Below are 19,221 nucleotides of genomic sequence, written 5' to 3'. Positions count from 1 at the left end.
AGGAGTGAAAGTACCTTTTGAAAAAAGTACTTACAAAGTTAGGGGATCGTTTAGGTAAAGCCTATTTACCTATTTTATTAGCCGTTTTTTCTCTTCTTTTATTTATGATTATGTTTGGCAGTGTCCATCAGAAAAGAGTAGAAATTAAAGAAGGTCAACTGGCCGAGAAAACCATTCGTGCAAATAAAAATATCGAGAATACCTACGAAACAGAACAAAGAAAAAAATTGGCAGCAGAAGCTGTCACACCCGAATATATTTATCAAGAAGATACGGCATCTGTCCAACATAATCGTATTGATAAATTATTTAAATTGATTGATTCTGCGAATGAAAAAGTAGACAAAGAGTACAGCAACAAGCAAGCGAAGGCCAAAAAGGAAGAAACGATTCCTGCGCCGACCGTGGAAGAACGAGTAGCTAGCTTAAAATCATTATTTGAATCTTTACCGCAAGATGAAGTTACGTTTTATCAAAGTTTTCCTAATGTTTTTTATCAAACAATCTTTACATTAACCTCTGAGCAATTAGATAAGGTTCGTTCAGAAAGTTTGATGTTGGTGGATGACGCAATGCAAAATCACGTTCGAGAATCTGATTTGGATAAAATTCGCCAAGAAGCTAACGGTAAAATTCAATACTTAGATATTACGAGTACCATGCAACAAGTTATTCGTTACATTGTTAACCAAGGGATTGTGGTAAACGATATTGCCAATGAAAAACGAACAGAAGAGCTACGCCAAAAAGCGATGAATGCTGTTCAACCCGCAATGATTTATCAAGGCGAAATTATTGTTCGTGAAGGTACTCAAATTGATGCAAAAGCGGTCGAAAAACTTGAGTTACTAGGAATGACTAGTCAAAATACCTCTATTTTTCCGATGGTGGCATTAGCATTAGCTATTTTACTTCAAGTTGAAGTGTTGATTTTCTTTACAAAACAAGTGACTGAGCCTTCGCGACAACGCTCGTTTATTATCTTTTACACGGGTGCTATGCTAATCAGTGTTATTTTAATGAAATTCTTCCAGATTTTCCAAACAGAGCAGTTGATGTATATTCCCTTGTTCTATCCAGCAGCCTTTGCGCCGCTGATTCTAAATCATTTTGTGAATCGTCGTTCAGGGATAATCGCTGCCATTTTCCAAGTCGTTTTTGCGTTATTTATCTTTTATAATTCTATTGGTACAAACTCGTTGACGGTTATTCTGATTATGTACTTATTCTCAGGATTTCTAGCAACAGTTGTTAAACGGAAACGAATGAGTGAGCAAGTTTTCCCAGCTTTAATGTGGGTAGTGGTCTTTCCTGTTTTCATGGCGGTTGTCTTAATGATTTATCAAGGAATGAGTTTAACAGATGGTAAAACGTGGACAGCTTTAATTTGTGCAGGTGCAGGAACGGTACTTTCATTTTTAGCAACAATGGGCTTGCATCCATATATCGAATTATTAGTGACTGATGATAGTATGATTGTCTTGAATGAATTAAGTAATCCGAACCATCCGTTGTTAAAACAACTGTTAGAAGAAGCGCCAGGTACCTATCATCATAGCATGATGGTGGCTAGTTTGAGCGCTAACGCTGTTGCTGAGATTGGCGGGCGGTCGCTATTAACACGAGTTGCTTGTTATTACCATGACATTGGCAAAATTAAACACGCCAATTTCTTTGTGGAAAACTTACCTGCTGGTGCAGAAAATCCACATAACTTTTTATTACCAGAAGATAGTAAACAAATTATTTTTGGCCACGTAATTGATGGCGCCAAAATTTTAGAAGAGTACAATATGCCGCAAATGGTGATTGACATTTGTCGTCAACATCATGGCACAACATTGATGAAATTTTTCTATGTGAAAGCAAAAGAACGCAATCCTGAAATTAAAGAATCCGACTTCCGTTATCCTGGGCCACGTCCACAAACACGAGAAGCAGGGATTGTGAGTATTGCTGATACTTGTGAGGCTGCTGTGCGGGCGATGGATCATCCGACCAACGAAAAAATTCAAGCCTTTGTGCATAATGTGATTCAAGATAGAATTTCAGATGGCCAATTAGATGAATGTGGGTTAACGATGAAAGAGATTCGCATCATTGAAAAATCATTAATTAATGGATTATGCAGTACCTTCCATTCACGGATTAAGTATCCAAAAATGAAAGCTGAAGCAGAAGAAATGAAAGATGAACAAGAAAAGAGAGATGACTAATGGATATTACTTTCATTGATGAAACCGAGAAAGTACCAACAGAAGAAATCAAAGAAATCGAAAACTTGCTGCAATTTGCAGCGGGTTTTCTAGAAATTGCCGAAGATACGGAGATGTCGGTGACTTTTACAGATAACGCAGGTATCCAAGTGATTAATCGTGACTATCGGGGCAAAGATATGCCTACAGATGTCATCAGTTTTGCTTTAGAGGATGAAGGGGAAGACGAATTGCCAATTATTTTTGATGATGAAGAGTTGGCAGAGCTACCACGGAATCTAGGTGATTTAATTATTTCAACAGAGCGAGCAGCAGAACAAGCAGTTGAATATGGGCACACATTGGAACGAGAAATGGGCTTTTTGGCAGTACATGGCTTTTTACATTTGAATGGGTACGATCATATGGAACCTGAAGATGAAAAAGAAATGTTTGGTTTACAGAAAGAGATTTTAGATGCGTATGGCCTTAAAAGATGAGCAAACAGGAAAAAATAAACATTTTATTAATTCATTAGAATTTGCCTGGCAAGGAATCAAAACAGTTTTTCGAGAAGAACGTAATATGCGCAAACATGTGGCGTTTGGTGTCACGGCCATTGTGTTTGGTTTCTTGTTTTCCTTAACACTTGCTGAATGGCTGTGGTTGTTATTGGCTGTTTTTCTTGTCTGGTTGGCAGAAATTATCAACACAATTTTTGAAAATGTCGTAGATATGTTTACGGATTTTCACTTTCATCCAATCGGAAAAAAAGTTAAAGACATGGCCGCAGGAGCTGTTTTATTAACAGCCGGTTTCGCAGTGCTAGTAGGACTAATTCTATTTGTACCAAAAATTTTACAAATCATTCAAATGTGGAAATAAGAGGAGAAATACAATGACAACTGAACATAAATCTGGTTTCGTAGCCATTGTCGGCAGACCAAATGTTGGAAAATCAACATTGTTAAATCGAATTGTCGGCCAAAAAATTGCAATTATGAGTGACAAAGCACAAACAACTCGTAATAAGATTCAAGGAATTTATACAATTCCTGAAGCACAAATTGTTTTTATCGATACTCCAGGGATTCACAAACCTAAACACCGCTTAGGCGATTTCATGGTGGAAAGTGCCTATAATGCGATGCGTGAAGTAGATGCTACTTTATTTATGGTAAGTGCTGATCAAAAACGCGGGAAAGGTGACGACTTTATTATTGAACGATTGAAAAATAATAATAGTCCAGTCTACTTGATTATTAATAAAATTGACAAAGTCCATCCAGATGATTTATTGAGTATCATTGAAGACTATTCGAAACAAATGGACTTTAAAGAAATTATTCCCATTTCTGCCACTGAAGGAAATAATTTTGAGCATTTGATGGATGTTCTCGTTGAGCAAATGCCAGAAGGACCACAGTATTTCCCTGATGACCAAATTACGGATCATCCAGAATATTTTATCGTTTCCGAATTAATTCGTGAAAAGGTGTTACTTTTAACAAGAGATGAGATTCCTCATTCTGTCGCTGTCGTTGTGGACTCAATGAAACGGGATGAAAACGATAAAGTCCATGTCCAAGCAACCATTATTGTAGAACGGGACAGTCAAAAAGGCATCATCATTGGCAAAGGCGGAAAAATGCTGAAACAAATTGGTACCAAGGCGCGTCAAGATATTGAATATTTATTAGATGACAAAGTGTATTTGGAGCTGTGGGTAAAAGTCCAAAAAGACTGGCGTGACAAAAAAATCTATTTACAAGATTTTGGTTATCGCAAAGAAGAATATTAAGAAAGTAGTGTTTGGGAAGTGAGTGTATAAACGAACTTTCCAAACACTACACTAATTTACATAAGAAATGGAAGTGAATTGAATGGCATTAGGGGAGACCAAAGGCATTATTTTATTTACGAAGGATTTTAAAGAGAAGGATAAACTCGTCAAAATTTTTACAGAATCATATGGAAAATTGATGTTTTTTGTGAAAGGCGCGCATCGAAAAAATAATCCTCTTTTGCCAGCGATTCTGCCATTTACAGAAGCCGTCTACATCGGAAATTTTAGAGAAGAAGGCTTATCTTTTCTCAATAGCAGCAAAGGAGTTCAACCTTTTCGAAACATTCAACAAGATATATTTATTAACGCATATGGAACATATATTTTAAACTTAGTCGATGCAGCAATTGAAGATCAGCACTATGATCCGAACTTATTTCAATTTACCCACATGGCATTATCCGCTTTAAATGAGCAAAAAGATCCGGAAATCATTACAAATATTTTTGAAATTCAATTGTTAGAACGGTTTGGTGTACGACCAGAATGGCATCATTGTGTGGCTTGTGGCGAAACACAAGGGAAATTTGATTATTCCTCAAAATATAGCGGTGTGCTTTGTGAAAAACATTGGCATTTAGATGAACAGCGCTACCATGCAGATCCTAGAGCAATTCATTTTATTCGCTTATTTTCGCAAGTCTCCTATGAAAAAGTCCAAAACATTCAAGTAAAAGAAGAAACTAAGAAAAGTATTCGAGAAACGATTGATATGTTATACGATGAATATGTCGGGTTGCACTTAAAAAGCAAAAAATTTATTGATCAAATGAAAACGTGGGAAAATACGTTAAAAATTCCACCACGAAAGAAGGAAGAAAAAGAAACATAAACAAGCAGACGTTTTTCTAAAAAAAATTTGACAACTTCCCTCAGACACCGTATTATGATAGAGAAGTTAAATACGTACGAAGAAAAAGAGAAGTAAAAAGAACCCTCTGTTAAGCGAATCTGGGAGAGTGGGAGCCAGAAACACGGAACTTTTGAAAGGCACTTTGGAGTACGACAAACGAAGCTGCCGATGAACACATCGGAAGTAGGGTGGAACCGCGATAATTATTCGTCCCTATGTCTATTAATAGGCATGGGGACTTTTTGCTGTGAATCACTACGATTGGCGCAAATGCGACAGAGTAGATGATGAACAGTACAAGGTGACCAAAGGGAACGTTGTAACCGAATAAAAAAAGCAAACAGTTAACACCAAAAGAAAAAATAGTAACGTTTATTCAAAAAAGCTCAATTGGCGCAAATGCGACAGAGTAGATGATGAACAGTACAAGGTGACCAAAGGGAACGTTGTCTCCTCTATGTTAAAACAAACTGCTTAGCCAAAAACATGGAGTAGATGATGAACAGCACAAGGTGACCAAAGGGAACGTTGTCTCCTCTGTGTTAAAACAAACTGCTTAGCCAAAAACATGGAGTAGATGTGGAACGTTATAACAGCATAAAAATTATCCCATTCTACAAAATTGTTTCTCTGTAGCCCTTTTTAAATTTACATTCCCGAAGCAAAGCCAATCCCTATGTCTATAAAAAATATTCCAAGGAGGAAAACAATGAAAAACAAGTTAACCGTACAAGAAATGATTTTAACCTTGCAAAAATTTTGGTCATCTAATGGCTGTATGTTAATGCAAGCCTATGATACAGAAAAGGGAGCCGGCACCATGAGTCCTTACACGTTTTTACGTGCCATTGGACCTGAACCATGGAATGCTGCCTACGTAGAACCTTCTCGTCGTCCAGCTGATGGACGCTATGGCGAAAATCCAAACCGTCTATACCAACATCATCAATTCCAAGTTGTAATGAAGCCTTCTCCTGAAAATATCCAAGAACTTTATCTAGAAAGTTTAAAATTATTAGGAATTGATCCATTAGAACATGACATTCGTTTTGTAGAAGATAACTGGGAAAATCCTTCAATGGGCTGTGCTGGTTTAGGTTGGGAAGTTTGGTTAGATGGCATGGAAATTACCCAATTTACGTATTTCCAACAAGTTGGCGGCTTACAATGTCATCCTGTCACTTCTGAAATTACTTACGGGTTAGAACGCTTGGCATCATATATCCAAGAAGTCGAAAGTGTCTATGATTTAGAATGGACACAAGGCGTTAAATATGGTGAAATTTTTGTGCAACCTGAATATGAACATTCAAAATATTCCTTTGAAATTAGTAACCAAGAAATGCTTTTAGAAAACTTTGACAAATTTGAAAAAGAAGCTAAACGCTGTATTGAAGAAAGCTTAGTTCACCCAGCCTATGATTATATTTTAAAATGTAGCCATACATTCAATTTATTAGATGCTCGCGGCGCTGTCTCTGTAACGGAACGTGCAGGATATTTAGCCCGCATTCGGAATATGGCTCGTTCCGTAGCGAAAATTTTTGTGGCTGAACGTGAAAAATTAGGGTTCCCATTATTAAATAAAGATCAAAGTGTATCCAAGGAGGCAGAATAACATGGCAAAAGATTTATTATTAGAAATTGGCTTAGAAGAAATGCCCGCACATGTTGTCACACCAAGCCGTATCCAACTTGAAGAAAAAGTAATCAAATTTTTAGATGAACATCATTTAGACTATGAAACAGTGCAATCCTTTGCCACACCTCGTCGTTTAGCCGTGAAAGTAACTGCGATTCCTGAAAAACAAGCGGATGTTGAAGAAGAAGTAAAAGGTCCAGCGAAAAAGATTGCTTTAGATGCTGAAGGAAATTGGTCAAAAGCTGCACAAGGTTTTGTACGCGGCCAAGGAGTTACAACTGAGGACATTGTTTTCAAAGAATTAAATGGTGTCGAATATGTCTATGTGACGAAGTTTACCAAAGGCCAAAGTGCCAAAGAGGTATTAACAAAATTAAATGACGTGATTACAAGTCTAACGTTCCCGGTAACAATGCACTGGGCAAACTATGATTTCGAATATATTCGTCCAATTCACTGGATTGTGGCACTACTTGATGATGAAGTAATTCCTTTCAAAGTGTTAGACGTGACGACAGGGCAAACTTCTCGTGGCCACCGTTTCTTGGGAGACGATGTGACGTTCCAACATGCCAATGAATATGAAACAAAATTAAAAGAACAATTTGTAGTGGTTCAACCGAATGAACGGAAACAAATGATTGTTGATCAAGCGAACGCACTCGCTGCAGAAAAAAATTGGCAGTTAGCTTTAGATGAAGAGTTATTGGAAGAAGTTACGAATTTAGTGGAATATCCAACTGCATTTGTAGGTAGTTTTGATGAAAAATATTTATCTGTTCCAGATGAAGTATTAGTGACTTCTATGAAAGAACACCAACGTTACTTTGAAGTTCGTAACGACCAAGGCTTATTAATGCCGCATTTTATCGCTGTTCGTAATGGGGATAATGTTCACCTTGAAAACGTGATTAAAGGAAATGAAAAAGTGTTAATTGCTCGTTTAGAAGATGCAGAATTCTTTTACAATGAAGATAAAAAATTAACGATTGAAGCATGTGTTGAAAAACTAAAAAATGTGACTTTCCATGAAAAGATTGGCTCAATTTATGAAAAAATGCAACGGGTTGCTTTGATTGCACAAATCATTGGTCGAAAAGTTGGCTTATCTGAGGAGGAATTGGAAGATTTAAAACGTGCCTCTGAAATTTATAAATTTGACTTAGTAACAAATATGGTTGGTGAATTCCCAGAATTACAAGGAATTATGGGAGAAAAATATGCCTTATTACAAGGCGAAAAACCAGCCGTAGCAACGGCTATTCGAGAACATTATCTACCAACTTCCAGTGAAGGTGAATTGCCAGAAACAGCAATCGGGGCTGTTTTAGCCTTAGCCGATAAGCTCGACAGCGTCTTTTCATTCTTCTCAGTTGGTATGATTCCAACAGGTTCTAACGATCCTTATGCACTTCGTCGTCAAACCTATGGCGTTATCCGAATTATTGAAGATAAAGGCTGGACCTTCCCATTAGTCCAATTACAAACAGAAGTTGATGAAGCAGTGAATCAAGATGTTGAGAAATATGGCGTTTTACTAAACGAAGGACAAGCAGAAGTCGTTGAATTTGTGAAAGCTCGCTTACGTCAATTATTAATGACGAAAAATGTTCGCCATGACATTATCGATGCAGTGGTGTCTGCTGAGCAGGCCGATTTATCGAAATTATTTGCTTCAGCAAATATTTTAAAAAGCCGTTTTGAAGATCAAGATTTTAAACCATCAATGGAAGCCTTAACGCGTGTTATTAATTTAGCGAAAAAAGGTCAAGAACTTTTAGGTGATACTGAAGAAGGGATTGATCCAAGTCTGTTTGAAAATAAGGCAGAAAAAGAACTGTATCAAGCGGTTAACGATTTATCTGAAGCATTTGCGACACGCACGATTGCAGAAAACTATGAAGCACTAGTAAATCTACGTCCGTTAATTGATGCGTACTTCAATGAAACGATGGTTATGGTTGAGGATGAAAAAGTCAAACAAAACCGATTAAAACAATTAATGCAAATTGCTAAAATGGCGTTATCAATTGCTAGCTTAGATTTATTAATTGTAAAATAAAAAGCGCTGTTTTTCGACCGCTAAGGAGGAACCGACAGCATGCTAGAAACAACGTTTGAACAAATTTTAACACAATTAACAAAGCCAGCTGTTCGTGCACTAACGAATGAAAAAATCGACAGTGTGGATGAACTCTACGCACGAGGCCGAAAAGCGTTACTTTCGTTGCATGGCTTTGGTCCAAAGTCTATTCGAACTATTGAAGAGATGACTGGGAAAGAATTGAAGTAAAAAAAGGATCGCCGTTTAGAGGCGATCCTTTTTTTATTTACGTTTTTGTTTTCCAGCATTGCGACCTTTATTGCCGTTTGCTTTTGGTTGGTTCGTTTTTTGCGTTACTTTGTTTGTTTCTTTTGGTGTCACATCCTTAATAGGAGTAACCACTTGTTTTGGTGGGTTATTTTTCAATTCTTCTTGTACTTGTTTTTTAATTCTTGGACGTAAGAGGATATTTGTGATGGCAGATTGAATACATGTGAAAATACCACCAACTACCCAGTAAAGCGCTACGCCTGCAGGTGAGCTAAAGGACATGAAAACAATCATTAATGGTGAAACAATCAGCATTGATTTCATTGTTTTCTTTTGTTCTTCAGGAATACCAATCATTGAAATATAACCTTGAGCTAAATAGGCTAAACCAGCTAATGCCACTAAAATCATATTTGGTTGCCCTAAATTCATTCCTAAGAAGCTTGCCGTGGCAATACCTTTTGTATAACGAGCAGCAAAGAACAGAGAAGAGAAAATAGGCATTTGAATTAATAAAGGCAAACAACCAATTCCGCCAACCATACTCACATTGTTTTCTTTATAAATCCTTTGTAGTTCTGCTTGTGCGGCCATTTGTTCTTCACGCGTACTTGCTTGTTTCATTTTTGCTTGTGCAACATCCACTTGAGGTTTGATTGCTTGCATTTTTTCCGTTTGGATAAAGCTTTTTTTCGATTGATGTAAGCCTAACGGTAAAATAATGATCCGTACAATAATGGTGATAAAAATAATCGCCCAACCATAGTTCCAATTAAAGTTATCGACAAGATAAGTAATTGCATTACTCATCGGTAAAACAAGGAAGTTATAGACAAAACCTTCACCAGTTGGTTGTCCATCTGCTCCTGTTTTCACACAGCCTGATAAAAACATTACTAAAAATAGTAAGCCAGAGCCGTAAAGCCATCGGTTTAATTTACGCATGTAATTCGGTCCTTTTCTAAAAAATTTTTACATGGTTAACTATACTTGAAACAGCGCTCTTTTTCAATCAAAATCGAAAAGAAGCTCTTACAAAAATCAATAAAAAGCAGGAACTACTTGCTGTTCAAGGCTTCTTCCCAAAGAAATCAATCGTTAGAAAGTAAGTTTATTGAATCACTTTAAATTGTTCCGTTTCTTCTAACAAAGGGTCTTCTTGAATATCAACATACGTTACACGTCCCGCCGGACTGGGGGAATCTTTGATTTTTTTGATAAATGTTTCCATTATGTCTTCAGGTGCAATTGCTGTGATTGAAACGGACCCGTCGTCTTCGTTCCTCACTGAACCAGTGACACCTAATTGATCTGCCACCATTTTGGTCATGTAGCGGAAGCCAACACCTTGGACACGCCCTTGTACATTCATTCTTAGTTTTTCCATGAGAGACACTTCCTTTGCTTTTTTCTTTATGATAGCGATTTTTCTTGGTTCTAGCAAGTATCCAAGCAAGCTAGAAGCATGCTATAATACAAAGGCGAGGTGACTTATGAAAGAAATTACATCAACGAAAAATAACCAATTAAAAGAATGGAAAAAATTACACAAAAAGAAGTACCGAGAAGAACTGAACCAATATATAATAGAAGGATTTCATTTAGTTGAAGAAGCTGTGAAGGCCAATGCCGATGTCCAGTGGATTTTGTTTAACCAAAGAGGTCAACAAGAATGGGGAACTTGGTTAGCTGAACAAGAAACAGAAAAATTAATTTTTGTTAGTGATGAGGTTTTAAATAGCTTGTCGGAGCTGCCAACTTCACAAGGAATTTTGGCAATTGTCACCTTGGAAACGCAACAAGAGCAGTCGCTTTCTTTTAAAGGTGGTTGGTTACTTTTAGATAATATCCAAGACCCTGGTAATGTTGGTACGATGATTCGCACAGCTGATGCAGCGGGTTTAGCAGGCGTGATTTTAGGTAAGGGCACAGCAGATATTTACAATACAAAAGTGTTGCGCTCAATGCAGGGAAGCCACTATCATTTACCAGTTCTTCAACGAGAGTTGACTGAAGTGGTTCAGGCATTCAAGAAGCAAGGTCTACCAGTTTTCGGTACAGAACTAAATGAAGCTGCGATTGCTTATTATGAACAAGAGGCAGTGGAAAATTATGCGTTGATTTTAGGCAATGAAGGTAGCGGGGTTTCGCCAGAATTGTTAGCAGAAACCACGAAAAATCTTTATATTCCAATGAAAGGTCAAGCGGAATCATTGAATGTCGCTATCGCAGCAGGCGTGTTAATGTTTTATTTTGAAAATAATCAATAACAGAAACGAGTGTCAAAAAATGCTGACTATCAAAAAGACAACCCAGTTAACAGAAAAAGAATTAGAAACCATTATGGCTATTTGGCTGCAAACGAATCTAGAAGCTCATCCATTTGTCGCACCAACTTATTGGCAAGAAAATAAGGCATTTGTCCGCGCTGCGTTGCCAAAAGCAACACTGATCTTAGCGGAAGAAGAGGGTCAGATAATTGGGTTTTTAGGCTTAATGGATAACTATATCGCAGGAATTTTTATAAAAAAAGCGTTTCAAGGGAAGGGCATCGGTCAGAAATTACTTCAAGTAGCAAAAGAAGAACAGGACCTCTTATCTTTGGCTGTTTACAGGGAAAATCAAGCAGCTTATGCCTTTTATCAAAAACAAGGCTTTGTCCAACAAAAGCGAACCATCGATGAAACGGGAAACGAAGAATGTCATCTTGTTTGGCAAGCGCAGTAGGAGCGACATTTCTAGTTTTAAGGCTTGCTATTTTTCTGAAAATATCTTATACTGTTAAAGGTGTGATTTTCACACACGAAATCCACATTCTTTTCCATCTGCGAAGTGGTGCTACTACGGTAGTTCTTCAAGGAGTTGACGAAAAGAAGAGGAAAATAAAAACCAAACTGGAGGAAACACAACATGGCAGTAATTTCTATGAAACAATTACTAGAAGCCGGCGTACACTTTGGTCACCAAACTCGTCGCTGGAACCCAAAAATGAAGAAATATATCTTCACAGAAAGAAACGGTATCTACATCATTGACTTACAAAAAACAGTGAAATTAGTAGATGCAGCTTACGATTACATGAAAAACGTTGCAGAAGAAGGCGGCGTTGCTTTATTCGTAGGAACTAAAAAACAAGCACAAGAAGCAATCAAAGATGAAGCAATCCGCGCTGGTCAATACTATGTAAACCATCGTTGGTTAGGTGGTACGTTAACTAACTGGGATACAATCCAAAAACGTATTGCTCGCTTGAAAAAAATCAATGCAATGGAAGAAGACGGCACTTTCGAAGTTTTACCTAAGAAAGAAGTTGCTGGCTTAAACAAAGAACGTGAACGTTTAGAAAAATTCTTAGGTGGTATCGCTGATATGCCAAGAATTCCAGATGTAATGTATATCGTTGACCCACGTAAAGAACGCATTGCTGTTCAAGAAGCACACAAATTAAACATTCCAATCGTTGCAATGGTTGATACAAACTGTGATCCTGATGAGATCGATGTTGTAATTCCTTCAAATGATGATGCAATCCGCGCCGTGAAATTAATCACTGCTAAAATGGCTGATGCTTTCATCGAAGGTAACCAAGGGGAAGACCAAGCAACTGAAGAGTTATTCGTTGAAGAAACACCAGAAGCAACTTCAATCGAAGAAATCGTTGATGTTGTTGAAGGAAACAACGAATCAGCTGAATAATAATGATTACGGAGCTGTCTCAAAGGCTAGGCGACAAAAAGCCTGATTCTCCTTTGAGATAGCTTTTTTAAAAAGAATTGATAATATCCGAGGAGGACACAAATAATGGCAGACGTTACAGCTAAAATGGTAAAAGAATTACGCGATATGACTGGCGTTGGAATGATGGACGCTAAAAAAGCATTAGTAAAAGTAGAAGGCGACATGGAAAAAGCCGTAGACTTTTTACGTGAAAATGGTATGGCTAAAGCAGCGAAGAAAAATGACCGCATTGCGGCTGAAGGTTTAGCAAACGTAGCAACTGTAGGTAACGTTGCAGCAATCGTTGAAGTAAACTCAGAAACTGACTTCGTTTCTAAAAACGAAATGTTCCAAGATTTAGTTAAAGATATTGCGACTAAAGTTGCTGAAAACAAACCAGCTACGATGGAAGAAGCAATGGCTATTAAAACTGAAAAAGGCACAATCGAATCTGATTTAATCGAAGCAACAACTGTTATCGGTGAAAAAATCAGCTTCCGTCGTTTTGAAGTTGTCGAAAAAGCTGACAATGCTGCATTTGGCGCTTACTTACACATGGGTGGCCGTATTGCTGTATTAACAGTTATCGATGGCACAACTGACGAAGAAGTAGCGAAAGATGTTGCTATGCACATCGCGGCAATCAACCCTCGCTATGTCAACGAATCTCAAATTCCTCAAGAAGAATTAGAACACGAAAAAGCTGTGTTAACTGAACAAGCATTAAACGAAGGTAAACCAGCAAATATCGTTGAAAAAATGGTTGTTGGTCGTCTACAAAAATTCAAAGCAGAAATCGCTTTGGTTGACCAACCATTTGTTAAAGATCCAGATATGACTGTCGAAAAATTTGTTGCTTCTAAAGGCGGCGAAGTGAAATCATTCGTACGTTTTGAAGTTGGCGAAGGTATCGAAAAACGTGAAGATAACTTTGCGGATGAAGTAATGAGCCAAATGAAAAACTAAGAGCATCAAACGCTCGGTTGAAAAGCCGTGAATCATAAGTATCTAAACAGACAGCGATCCCCAAAGGAAGCTGCATAAATTGATTACTGCTTGATTCAAGGCAGTCTTTCAGCCATTTGGGAACGCATAACTTTGATATGCGCTCCCTTTTTTTAGGCAAAACCAGTGGATCGCACTGCTTGGTCTAAAAAATCATTTTGGTGAAAAGTCATCTAAATGAGGAATTGAATGATTTTTAGAGAATCTTGGAGGGAATTATGATGGTTAAACCTAAGTATCAACGTGTCGTATTAAAGTTAAGTGGAGAAGCGCTAGCCGGAGAAGACGGTTTTGGCATTAAACCACCAGTCATTAAAGAAATCGTCCAAGAAATTAAAGAGGTCCATGAATTAGGTATCGAAATGGCCATCGTGGTTGGCGGCGGAAACATCTGGCGTGGACAAATTGGTGCTCAAATGGGCATGGAACGTGCACAAGCAGATTATATGGGCATGTTAGCTACTGTGATGAATGCCTTAGCATTGCAAGATACATTAGAAAATCTTGGTGTGCCTACACGTGTTCAAACATCAATTGAAATGCGTCAAATTGCAGAACCATACATTCGTCGTCGTGCAGAACGTCATTTAGAAAAAGGCCGCGTTGTTATTTTTGCCGGAGGAACAGGAAATCCTTACTTCTCGACAGATACAACGGCTGCGTTACGAGCTGCAGAAGTAGATGCGGATGTCATCTTAATGGCGAAGAACAATGTTGATGGTGTTTATTCTGCGGATCCACGTGTGGATGAAACAGCGACAAAATTTGAAGAACTAACACATTTAGATGTTATTTCTAAAGGGCTACAAGTAATGGATTCAACAGCAAGCTCATTAAGTATGGATAACGATATTCCTTTAGTTGTCTTTAACCTAAATGAAGCAGGAAATATCCGTCGTGCCATCCTTGGTGAAAATATCGGAACAACTGTAAGGGGGAAATAAAGAATGTCTAAAGAAGTTTTAGCAACAGCCAAAGAAAAAATGACAAAAGCGGAAGAAAGCTTACGCCGTGAATTAGGTCAAATTCGTGCTGGTCGTGCGAACGCAAGTCTATTAGACCGTATTCAAGTAGAATATTATGGTGCACCAACACCAGTTAACCAATTAGCAAGTATCAATATCCCAGAAGCACGTGTATTAATGATTACACCGTTTGACAAAAATTCTATCGCTGACATTGAAAAAGCTATTCAAATGAGTGATATCGGCATTAGCCCAACCAATGATGGAAATGTCATCCGTTTAGTGATTCCACAATTAACGGAAGAACGTCGGAAAGAATTAGCCAAAGACGTGAAAAAAGAAGCGGAAAACTCAAAAGTTGCTGTCCGTAACGTTCGTCGTGATGCAATGGATGAGTTGAAAAAAGCTCAAAAAAATGGCGACATCACCGAAGATGAATTACGTTCATTTGAAAAAGATGTTCAAAAATTAACAGATGATAGCATCAAAAATATCGATGCGATTACTGCTGAAAAAGAACAAGAACTTTTAGAAGTATAAAACCAATCACTAATAAAAATTATTGAATCCAGAGAAGCAAATGCTCTGGATTTTTTTGTATAGATGAGGAAGGCGTATCTCAAATCTCTCTTTGCGAAAGTCATTCTAAAGTAATTATTTAAGAAAACGCTTTCTTTAATAATTTTTTTTATTCTACCAGAATTTTTTTCTTTGTGTAGGGACGATCACTTAAAAATATAGAGAAACTTTGAAATATCAGCCTTTTAAAATTTTCCTTCACAAATTGAATCCTAAAATTTGATGATAAGAGTTGTTATTTTTAGCAATTGTAATTTGCGATTCATTCTCAATTAGGCTAAAATGAGTGAGAACGGAAAAACGATTAAAACAAGTTGGAGGGAATTGTACATGTCTGTGTTAGAAATCAAAAATTTACACGTATCAATTGAAGATAAAAAGATTCTAAAAGGGGTCGATTTAACAATTAATACTGGAGAAATCCATGCAATTATGGGACCTAATGGAACTGGTAAATCTACTTTATCAGCAGCAATTATGGGAAATCCTAACTATGAAGTCACAGAAGGAGAAATTCTATTTGACGGCGTCAACGTTTTAGATTTAGAAGTAGACGAACGCGCTCGCTTAGGTTTATTCTTAGCAATGCAATACCCAAGCGAAATTCCAGGAATTACCAATGCTGAATTCATGCGTGCAGCAATCAATGCAAAACGTGACGAAGACAACAAAATGTCAGTCATGCAGTTCTTAAAAAAATTAGATAGCAAAATGGAATTATTAAATATGCCTGAAGAAATGGCTGAGCGTTACTTAAACGAAGGTTTTTCTGGCGGCGAGAAAAAACGAAATGAAATTTTACAATTATTGATGTTAGAGCCTACGTTTGCCATTTTAGATGAAATTGATTCAGGCTTAGATATCGATGCGTTAAAAGTAGTTTCTAAAGGGGTTAATGAAATGCGCGGTGAGAACTTTGGTGCGTTAATTATTACCCATTATCAACGCTTATTGAACTATATCACGCCAGATGTTGTTCATATCATGATGGAAGGCCGCGTTGTGAAAACCGGTGGGGCTGATTTGGCAAAACGTTTAGAAACAGAAGGCTATGCTGGTATCAGCCAAGAATTAGGTATTGATTACAAAGAAGAAGCGTAAGGAGGACAAGATAAATGAAAAAAGTAAATCTAATGGATTATCTTGACGAAGTCACCGCTTTTTCACTAGAACATGAAGAACCAGCTTGGATGACTGAATTGCGAACAACGGCTTTAAGAAACGCTGACGAAAGTGAGTTACCACATATTGATCGTGTGAAATTTCATCGTTGGCCTTTATTAAATGTTCACATGGAAAGTTATGTGCCTTCTGAAGGAAATGTCGCAAGTTTTGATCAAATGAAAGACAATCCTTTAATTGTTCAACAAGGATCTTTTCATGCTTTTGAGCAATTGCCAGCCTCATTAGCAGAACAAGGGGTAATTTTTACAGACATTTTTACTGCTTTACAAGAGCACCCAGAATTAGTTAAAGAATACTATATGACTAAAGCCGTATTACCAGAAGAAGATAAGCTGACAGCAGCTCATGCAGCCTTCATGAATAGTGGCGTTTTCTTATACGTTCCTAAAAACGTAGTGATTGAAGAGCCCATTGAATCTTTGTTTATTCAGGATTCAGATAGCAACCAACCTTTCTTTAAACATGTTTTAATCGTTGCAGATAATCATAGTGAATTCAGTTATTTAGAACGCTTTCAATCAACCGGTCATCATGCAGAGAAAGCTTCGGGAAATATTGTTGTGGAAGTGATTGCGAAAGATGGCGCAAAAGTTAAATACTCAGCTGTAGATCAATTAGGGCAAACTGTAACGACTTATATGAATCGTCGTGGCTATATTATGCGGGATGCCTCTGTTGATTGGGCTCTAGGCGTCATGAATGATGGCGATGTTGTTGCTGATTTTGATTCTGATTTAGTTGGCGAAGGCGCTCATTCAGAAGTTAAAGTCGTTGCAATTAGTGCAGGTAAACAAACACAAGGCATCGACACACGAGTGACAAACAAAGCGCCACATTCAATTGGTCATATTTTACAACATGGAGTTATTCGTGAACGTGGTACTTTAACGTTTAACGGAATTGGCCACATTTTAAAAGGAGCAAAAGGAGCCGACGCACAGCAAGAAAGTCGTGTTTTAATGTTGTCTGATAAAGCTCGTGGTGATGCCAATCCAATTCTTTTAATTGATGAAAATGAAGTGACTGCCGGACACGCAGCCAGCGTTGGTCGAGTAGATCCAGAAGAAATGTATTATTTAATGAGCCGCGGCTTGCGTAAAGAAGAAGCGGAACGTTTGGTGATTCGTGGCTTCCTAGGTTCTGTCATTACAGCAATTCCAGTTAAAGAAGTACAAAATGAATTTGTAGAAGTAATTGAAGGGAAGTTAAACGCATGATGGATGCAGCAACCATTCGTCAATCGTTTCCTATTTTATTTCAAGAAGTTAATGATGAACCGCTAGTTTATTTAGACAATGCTGCGACAACCCAAAAACCAACGGCAGTGTTAGATGTTTTACGACATTATTATGAAACCGATAATGCCAATGTTCATCGTGGGGTGCACACGTTAGCCGAACGAGCAACGAAGGACTATGAAGCCTCCCGCGAAAAGGTTTGCCAATTTATCCATGCCAAAGAAACAGCGGAAGTTTTATTTACACGAGGAACAACAACCAGTTTGAATTGGATTGCCAAAAGTTATGGTGACTTGGCAGTTACAGCCGGGGATGAAATCGTCATATCTTACATGGAACATCATTCAAACATTATTCCCTGGCAACAATTAGCTCAACGTACAGGGGCCATTTTGAAGTATATAGACGTCACTGAAGACGGCTTTTTAGATATGGCAAGTGCACGTCAACAAATTACAGAAAAAACGAAAATTGTTTCGATTGCTCATGTTTCAAATGTGTTAGGGGTCATTAATCCAATCGAAGAATTAACACAATTAGCTCATCAAAATGGCGCTGTGATGGTGGTAGACGGCGCGCAAGCAGTTCCTCATATGCCTGTGGACGTTCAAGCCATCGATGCTGATTTTTATGCATTTAGTGGTCACAAAATGTGTGGACCAACTGGAATTGGTGTCCTTTATGGCAAACGTCATTTATTGGAACAAATGGAACCTGTGGAATTTGGTGGCGAAATGATTGACTTTGTTCATCTTCAAGAAAGTACTTGGAAAGAGCTTCCTTGGAAATTTGAAGCTGGCACACCTAATATTGCTGGGGCAATTGCCTTAGGTGCCGCCATTGATTATTTAACAGAAATTGGTTTAGAGGCCATTCATCAACATGAAGCAGCCCTTGTTCACTATGTTTTGCCGAAGTTGCAAGCTATCGAGGGCCTGACGATTTATGGTCCACAGAATCCAAAAGACCACACAGGTGTGATTGCTTTTAATATTGAAGGTTTACATCCACATGATGTGGCTACGGCGTTAGATATGGAAGGGGTCGCTGTCAGAGCGGGTCACCATTGCGCGCAACCGCTATTAAACTATCTGAGCGTGCCAGCAACTGCACGGGCAAGTTTTTATTTATACAATACCAAAGAAGACGCAGATCGCTTAGTTGAAGCGATTAAAGCGACAAAGGAGTTTTTCCAGCATGGCACTTTCTAAATTAGATAACTTATATCGCCAAGTCATTTTGGACCATTCTAGCCACCCACATCACCACGGAACGCTAGATGCGTCTAGCCAAACAATTGAACTGAATAATCCTACTTGTGGAGATGTGATTGAACTGGATGTGGCCATTGAAGATGGTGTGATTAAAGATATCGCCTTTCAAGGAAGTGGCTGTTCTATCAGTACAGCAAGTGCTAGTATGATGACTGATGCGGTCTTAGGAAAAACAATCGCCGAAGCAACGGACTTAGCAGAGGATTTCTCTCAACTTGTTCAAGGAAATGAAGTGGCCGAAGATGAAAAATTAGGCGATGCAGCAATGTTAAGCGGCGTAGCTAAATTTCCAGCTCGGATTAAATGTGCAACCCTGGCTTGGAAAGCCTTAGAGCAGGCTGTTGCTAATAACGGACAAGGCGAAGCCGGTCATTTACATTGTGAAAAATAAAGAAAGGGTGACGACGA

The 19,221-nt window shown here is 38.1% G+C and carries 20 protein-coding genes; 18 read left to right on the top strand and 2 right to left on the bottom strand.

From position 1 onward, the window contains the following. Positions 1-17 precede the first annotated feature (17 nt). From IGL17_RS09405 to IGL17_RS09370, 8 genes are all read left to right on the top strand, one after another. On the top strand, positions 18-2,216 hold the full coding sequence (locus tag IGL17_RS09405; protein ID WP_002382763.1) for an HD family phosphohydrolase: 2,199 nt from the start codon (positions 18-20) through the stop codon (positions 2,214-2,216). Then, a complete protein-coding gene (gene ybeY / locus IGL17_RS09400; RefSeq protein WP_002356745.1) occupies positions 2,216-2,695 on the top strand; it encodes an rRNA maturation RNase YbeY in 480 nt (159 codons plus the stop codon). The genes IGL17_RS09405 and ybeY overlap by 1 nt, the downstream gene beginning before the upstream one ends. Then, positions 2,679-3,080 carry a diacylglycerol kinase family protein gene (locus IGL17_RS09395; RefSeq protein ID WP_002382764.1) on the top strand — a complete coding sequence of 134 codons (402 nt, stop codon included), beginning with the start codon at positions 2,679-2,681 and terminating at the stop codon, positions 3,078-3,080. Before ybeY ends, IGL17_RS09395 begins: the two co-directional genes overlap by 17 nt. 13 nt (positions 3,081-3,093) lie before the next feature. After that, positions 3,094-3,996: a GTPase Era gene (gene era / locus IGL17_RS09390; protein ID WP_002359745.1), complete on the top strand. Its 903-nt coding sequence runs from the start codon at positions 3,094-3,096 to the stop codon at positions 3,994-3,996. Between the two features lie 82 nt (positions 3,997-4,078). Then, complete coding sequence (gene recO / locus IGL17_RS09385) at positions 4,079-4,873, top strand: DNA repair protein RecO (protein ID WP_010713216.1); 795 nt, start codon at positions 4,079-4,081, stop codon at positions 4,871-4,873. Between the two features lie 730 nt (positions 4,874-5,603). Then, complete coding sequence (gene glyQ / locus IGL17_RS09380; protein ID WP_002379669.1) at positions 5,604-6,512, top strand: glycine--tRNA ligase subunit alpha; 909 nt, start codon at positions 5,604-5,606, stop codon at positions 6,510-6,512. Position 6,513: 1 nt separating this feature from the next. Further along, complete coding sequence (gene glyS / locus IGL17_RS09375; protein ID WP_010776002.1) at positions 6,514-8,598, top strand: glycine--tRNA ligase subunit beta; 2,085 nt, start codon at positions 6,514-6,516, stop codon at positions 8,596-8,598. 39 nt (positions 8,599-8,637) lie between these two features. Beyond that, positions 8,638-8,829, top strand: a complete 192-nt coding sequence (locus IGL17_RS09370) for a DNA-directed RNA polymerase subunit alpha C-terminal domain-containing protein (protein ID WP_016618271.1) — start codon at positions 8,638-8,640, stop codon at positions 8,827-8,829. 33 nt (positions 8,830-8,862) lie between these two features. On the opposite strand, the gene yidC is transcribed toward IGL17_RS09370, so the two are convergent. Continuing rightward, positions 8,863-9,795: a membrane protein insertase YidC gene (gene yidC / locus IGL17_RS09365; RefSeq protein WP_002382768.1), complete on the bottom strand. Its 933-nt coding sequence runs from the start codon at positions 9,793-9,795 to the stop codon at positions 8,863-8,865. 166 nt (positions 9,796-9,961) lie between these two features. Then, positions 9,962-10,237, bottom strand: coding sequence for an acylphosphatase (locus IGL17_RS09360; protein ID WP_010706543.1), 276 nt, complete (start codon positions 10,235-10,237; stop codon positions 9,962-9,964). A gap of 106 nt (positions 10,238-10,343) precedes the next feature. On the opposite strand from IGL17_RS09360, the gene IGL17_RS09355 reads away from it, so the two are divergent. The 10 genes from IGL17_RS09355 (at position 10,344) to sufU (ending at position 19,204) form a co-directional block, all read left to right on the top strand. Further along, positions 10,344-11,120 (top strand): TrmH family RNA methyltransferase, encoded by a 777-nt coding sequence (locus IGL17_RS09355; protein WP_002356757.1) that lies wholly within the window; start codon positions 10,344-10,346, stop codon positions 11,118-11,120. A 19-nt stretch (positions 11,121-11,139) separates the two neighbouring features. Further along, on the top strand, positions 11,140-11,577 hold the full coding sequence (locus IGL17_RS09350) for a GNAT family N-acetyltransferase (RefSeq protein WP_050540681.1): 438 nt from the start codon (positions 11,140-11,142) through the stop codon (positions 11,575-11,577). Positions 11,578-11,760: 183 nt separating this feature from the next. Next, the gene (gene rpsB / locus IGL17_RS09345) at positions 11,761-12,546 is read left to right on the top strand and encodes a 30S ribosomal protein S2 (protein WP_002356759.1); all 786 of its coding nucleotides are present in this window, start codon (positions 11,761-11,763) and stop codon (positions 12,544-12,546) included. 105 nt (positions 12,547-12,651) lie between these two features. Then, positions 12,652-13,533, top strand: a complete 882-nt coding sequence (tsf, locus tag IGL17_RS09340) for a translation elongation factor Ts (protein ID WP_002356760.1) — start codon at positions 12,652-12,654, stop codon at positions 13,531-13,533. A 260-nt stretch (positions 13,534-13,793) separates the two neighbouring features. Continuing rightward, positions 13,794-14,516 carry a UMP kinase gene (gene pyrH, locus IGL17_RS09335; protein WP_002356761.1) on the top strand — a complete coding sequence of 241 codons (723 nt, stop codon included), beginning with the start codon at positions 13,794-13,796 and terminating at the stop codon, positions 14,514-14,516. Between the two features lie 3 nt (positions 14,517-14,519). Further along, entirely contained in the window at positions 14,520-15,077 is a 558-nt protein-coding gene (frr, locus tag IGL17_RS09330) for a ribosome recycling factor (protein ID WP_002356762.1), read from the top strand. Positions 15,078-15,446: 369 nt separating this feature from the next. Beyond that, the gene (sufC, locus tag IGL17_RS09325) at positions 15,447-16,217 is read left to right on the top strand and encodes a Fe-S cluster assembly ATPase SufC (protein ID WP_002356763.1); all 771 of its coding nucleotides are present in this window, start codon (positions 15,447-15,449) and stop codon (positions 16,215-16,217) included. 14 nt (positions 16,218-16,231) lie between these two features. After that, positions 16,232-17,518 (top strand): Fe-S cluster assembly protein SufD, encoded by a 1,287-nt coding sequence (gene sufD / locus IGL17_RS09320; protein ID WP_002364433.1) that lies wholly within the window; start codon positions 16,232-16,234, stop codon positions 17,516-17,518. After that, positions 17,515-18,750 carry a cysteine desulfurase gene (locus tag IGL17_RS09315; protein WP_016618270.1) on the top strand — a complete coding sequence of 412 codons (1,236 nt, stop codon included), beginning with the start codon at positions 17,515-17,517 and terminating at the stop codon, positions 18,748-18,750. Before sufD ends, IGL17_RS09315 begins: the two co-directional genes overlap by 4 nt. Next, positions 18,737-19,204: a Fe-S cluster assembly sulfur transfer protein SufU gene (gene sufU, locus IGL17_RS09310; RefSeq protein ID WP_016618269.1), complete on the top strand. Its 468-nt coding sequence runs from the start codon at positions 18,737-18,739 to the stop codon at positions 19,202-19,204. The genes IGL17_RS09315 and sufU overlap by 14 nt, the downstream gene beginning before the upstream one ends. The last annotated feature ends 17 nt before the right edge of the window (positions 19,205-19,221 follow it).

Origin of the sequence: Enterococcus sp. AZ088 (assembly GCF_051714845.1) — a bacterium.
Lineage (GTDB): Bacteria > Bacillota > Bacilli > Lactobacillales > Enterococcaceae > Enterococcus > Enterococcus faecalis.
The sequence above is the reverse complement of the archived record's forward strand: the minus strand, read 5'-3'. Positions and strand labels throughout refer to the sequence as shown.

Excerpts from the sequence above, each read along its gene's own strand:
- ybeY (WP_002356745.1), top strand. The coding sequence starts at position 2,216 with ATGGATATTACTTTCATTGATGAAACCGAGAAAGTACCAACAGAAGAA.
- IGL17_RS09395 (WP_002382764.1), top strand. The coding sequence starts at position 2,679 with ATGGCCTTAAAAGATGAGCAAACAGGAAAAAATAAACATTTTATTAAT.
- era (WP_002359745.1), top strand. The coding sequence starts at position 3,094 with ATGACAACTGAACATAAATCTGGTTTCGTAGCCATTGTCGGCAGACCA.
- recO (WP_010713216.1), top strand. The coding sequence starts at position 4,079 with ATGGCATTAGGGGAGACCAAAGGCATTATTTTATTTACGAAGGATTTT.
- glyQ (WP_002379669.1), top strand. The coding sequence starts at position 5,604 with ATGAAAAACAAGTTAACCGTACAAGAAATGATTTTAACCTTGCAAAAA.
- glyS (WP_010776002.1), top strand. The coding sequence starts at position 6,514 with ATGGCAAAAGATTTATTATTAGAAATTGGCTTAGAAGAAATGCCCGCA.
- IGL17_RS09370 (WP_016618271.1), top strand. The coding sequence starts at position 8,638 with ATGCTAGAAACAACGTTTGAACAAATTTTAACACAATTAACAAAGCCA.
- yidC (WP_002382768.1), bottom strand. The coding sequence starts at position 9,795 with ATGCGTAAATTAAACCGATGGCTTTACGGCTCTGGCTTACTATTTTTA.
- IGL17_RS09360 (WP_010706543.1), bottom strand. The coding sequence starts at position 10,237 with ATGGAAAAACTAAGAATGAATGTACAAGGGCGTGTCCAAGGTGTTGGC.
- IGL17_RS09355 (WP_002356757.1), top strand. The coding sequence starts at position 10,344 with ATGAAAGAAATTACATCAACGAAAAATAACCAATTAAAAGAATGGAAA.
- IGL17_RS09350 (WP_050540681.1), top strand. The coding sequence starts at position 11,140 with ATGCTGACTATCAAAAAGACAACCCAGTTAACAGAAAAAGAATTAGAA.
- rpsB (WP_002356759.1), top strand. The coding sequence starts at position 11,761 with ATGGCAGTAATTTCTATGAAACAATTACTAGAAGCCGGCGTACACTTT.
- tsf (WP_002356760.1), top strand. The coding sequence starts at position 12,652 with ATGGCAGACGTTACAGCTAAAATGGTAAAAGAATTACGCGATATGACT.
- pyrH (WP_002356761.1), top strand. The coding sequence starts at position 13,794 with ATGGTTAAACCTAAGTATCAACGTGTCGTATTAAAGTTAAGTGGAGAA.
- frr (WP_002356762.1), top strand. The coding sequence starts at position 14,520 with ATGTCTAAAGAAGTTTTAGCAACAGCCAAAGAAAAAATGACAAAAGCG.
- sufC (WP_002356763.1), top strand. The coding sequence starts at position 15,447 with ATGTCTGTGTTAGAAATCAAAAATTTACACGTATCAATTGAAGATAAA.
- sufD (WP_002364433.1), top strand. The coding sequence starts at position 16,232 with ATGAAAAAAGTAAATCTAATGGATTATCTTGACGAAGTCACCGCTTTT.
- IGL17_RS09315 (WP_016618270.1), top strand. The coding sequence starts at position 17,515 with ATGATGGATGCAGCAACCATTCGTCAATCGTTTCCTATTTTATTTCAA.
- sufU (WP_016618269.1), top strand. The coding sequence starts at position 18,737 with ATGGCACTTTCTAAATTAGATAACTTATATCGCCAAGTCATTTTGGAC.